4 protein-coding genes and 1 pseudogene are annotated in these 2693 nt (G+C 33.8%); 1 reads left to right on the top strand and 4 read right to left on the bottom strand.

Translation table 11 applies throughout. The features are described from left to right. On the top strand, positions 1 to 203 hold a 203-nt coding region (locus tag HMPREF3112_RS11790), incomplete at its 5' end, for a S24 family peptidase (protein ID WP_256262685.1). A 243-nt stretch (positions 204 to 446) separates the two neighbouring features. Here HMPREF3112_RS11790 and HMPREF3112_RS08835 read toward each other — a convergent pair. The 4 genes and pseudogenes from HMPREF3112_RS08835 to HMPREF3112_RS08830 all read right to left on the bottom strand — a co-directional run. Next, positions 447 to 1064 carry a class I SAM-dependent methyltransferase gene (locus HMPREF3112_RS08835; RefSeq protein ID WP_002886378.1) on the bottom strand — a complete coding sequence of 206 codons (618 nt, stop codon included), beginning with the start codon at positions 1062 to 1064 and terminating at the stop codon, positions 447 to 449. A 149-nt stretch (positions 1065 to 1213) separates the two neighbouring features. Continuing rightward, positions 1214 to 1369: pseudogene (locus HMPREF3112_RS11115) on the bottom strand (DUF4368 domain-containing protein); the annotation flags it as partial. 149 nt (positions 1370 to 1518) lie between these two features. Continuing rightward, positions 1519 to 1653, bottom strand: a complete 135-nt coding sequence (locus HMPREF3112_RS11890) for a putative holin-like toxin (protein WP_105291367.1) — start codon at positions 1651 to 1653, stop codon at positions 1519 to 1521. A gap of 414 nt (positions 1654 to 2067) precedes the next feature. Then, a partial coding sequence (locus tag HMPREF3112_RS08830; protein WP_141738667.1) for a Spy0128 family protein occupies positions 2068 to 2693 on the bottom strand: 626 nt, incomplete at its 5' end.

Below are 2693 nucleotides of genomic sequence, written 5' to 3'. Positions count from 1 at the left end.
TGATATTTGTCATAAAAGATTCAATTCTACGAACTGGGGATATTAGCATCGTACAGATAAATAGTCGATTCTTCGTAATGAAGGTAGGTCAAAATAGAGAAAATGGGGACATTCTCCTTAACTCGCTAAATTCTGACGAGGCACCTATCACCTTGTCAGAAAAGGATGATTTCAGCATTTTTGGCAAGATTGTACTTATGTAAGGTTAGTCATAATGATTCATTTTGATTACATAATCAATAAGTAAAAAGGCAACCCCAATGGAGTTGCCATAAACTGCAAGTATCTAACTTACAGGAATAAAAGAAAGTACCTTCATTTTACGGCTCTATAATTTCTGTAGTGGGTAAAACCACTGTAGAGATTATAGAGCTTTTTGAGTGTACACAACTTATTTTACACTACCGCTTTTAAATTCATATTACTTTGTAAATAATAATTTAATATTACTTTTTATATGCAATCATTACACCAACTGGTGCAAGTCCTCCATTTACCAATTTCATTTCAGCTACTGAAAATCCATATTCATGGATAAATTCTTCAAATTGCTTTTTATCCCATTCTTTATACATCTTAAACCCTACAATAGACATCAGCCGTTTTTTGAATTTACTTTGTTTTTCCTCTTTCCATAAAAAAGTGGGAGCAAACAAAGTACCATTAGGTTTTAATACCCTATATATTTCTTTCATTGCCTTGTCAGGCTCGGGCATAATATGAAGTGCATTAGCTATTACTACACAATCAAATTTCTCATCTGTATAAATCAATGAAGTAGCATCAGCTATTTCAAAGACAAGGTTCTCGTATTCTCCATGTTTTCTTGCTTCAAAAATCATTTGTTTAGAAAAATCAGTTGCAATCCAACTTTTCGTATATTTGGAAAGGTTAAAGGATAATTGACCTGAACCACAAGCAAGTTCAAGTACATTCATATCCTTACTCAAATAGGGGTTTATGTATCCGCAAACTTTATCATAAACACCTTTATCCTTCTTCATAAAAGGAGCATACAACTTGGCGAATTTATCCCAAAATTTTTTGTTACTCTTATCACTCACCAGCAAAACTCTTCACAACAACAAATTTTAAACTCTCTCCGCTTTTAGCATTTCACATTATTCCTTAAAGATGAAAGCTAATTGCAAGTTAGTCTAAATTAACTACTAATATTTTACCATTTTTAAGTCATTTTTTCTATGCTCGCTTTTCATAGCACTTGACAGTTGCCTATAAAATTAAAGTAAACATCGACTTGTTGTTTTCTATCTTTTCCTTTTCTTCCCCCTGTTGCTTCATGGACTACTACTTTTTCTATATACTCATTTATCATTGGTACTGTCAGTTCATCAATATCTGTATATTTCGAATTGACTTAAATTGTTTATTCTGATAAAATTGTGGTAGAAAAAAGAAGTTGAGCAGTCACTCAACTTCCATGTAGAGCCGTTTAAAAGACGGTGGCTAGTTTTAAACGAAAATAATCCGTCTTACTTCGCCAAAAGTGGGGACGGATTATTTTTTGTCATCGTCTTTAAAGAGTTTGTAGCATAATCCAATTAGAGCGATAGTAAAACTACCAAAGCCTAGAATGGTTTGCACAATCTCGAACGCTGTCAAAACGGCTCTCCTCTCTACTAGATTTTGAATGTTTGCCCATAGGCATCACTCCTCTCTAATAATTGAAAGCCACCGTCTATCACTTTTCTACATATAAGAGTATATCAAATCCATATAATAAAAGCTATCTATAAAAGTCTGGCTCCTTCTATTGTGAAAAGAGCTGTTTTTTATTTTCAAATAAACTTTCAACTATGATAAAATATTCTTCTATTAGCTTATTTTTCATCGTTCAAGAAATTATTTTAAATATTTAAGTATCGTTGTTATTCACAACTTGCTCAATAAAATTGTTCACCAAGAAACAATTGCCATCCCTCCCTAAAGCAAAAACGCAAGATTACTCTTGCGTTTTTACTACCTATTTATGGATAAGTTAATAAATAATTGAAGTTTGAAATCAACTTAGCATAAACATAATGAATTATTCACCAATCCTTTATTTTATGAATTGTTCTTCCGTTTTCTTGATAAGACCAATCCAACTAATGTAAGAAGGCCTCCAACCTCTATTGCAACTTCAGACTTATTGTCACCAGTTCTAGGAAGTTCTTGTTCTTTTACACCCTCATAGGTAACTGGAGTAAGCGAAGTAACTGATTTCACTGTTTGAACTCCTGAAGTCGGTGGGGTAGGAGGTGTTACTGGTGGAACAACAGGTGTTGGTGGAGTTGGTGGGGTTACTTTATTGTTAAATTCTGTATCTGCTGGTAATTCAGTAGTAGCGATTAACACTCTTCCATCTTTCTTCACTTTGATTCCAACAGTAGCAATCATGTGGTCATACTCGATACCAGCTTCGGTACCTTTTACTTCCTCTACATGATAGATGTAAGTCCCTTCTTCACCATTTTTAAATGTAAGTGCTGAAAATTTAATCTTACCAGATGCATCATTCGCTACTGTTTCGATTACATTTCCTTTTTCATCCTTCAAAACAAAGCTAAATTCTCCAGCTTTCAACTCACGACCCTCTAATTTCTTAGTGAAGTTGAACTGTACTGTCACTGGCGCTACCGCATAGTTGTTAAACTCACTATCCGCTGGCATTACAACATTGGCTGTCAAGA

It is taken from the genome of Streptococcus sp. HMSC10E12 (assembly GCF_001807855.1).
Classification (GTDB): Bacteria; Bacillota; Bacilli; order Lactobacillales; family Streptococcaceae; genus Streptococcus; species Streptococcus salivarius.
Note: the sequence above shows the minus strand (reverse complement) of the source record. Positions and strands in the feature narration are given on the sequence as shown.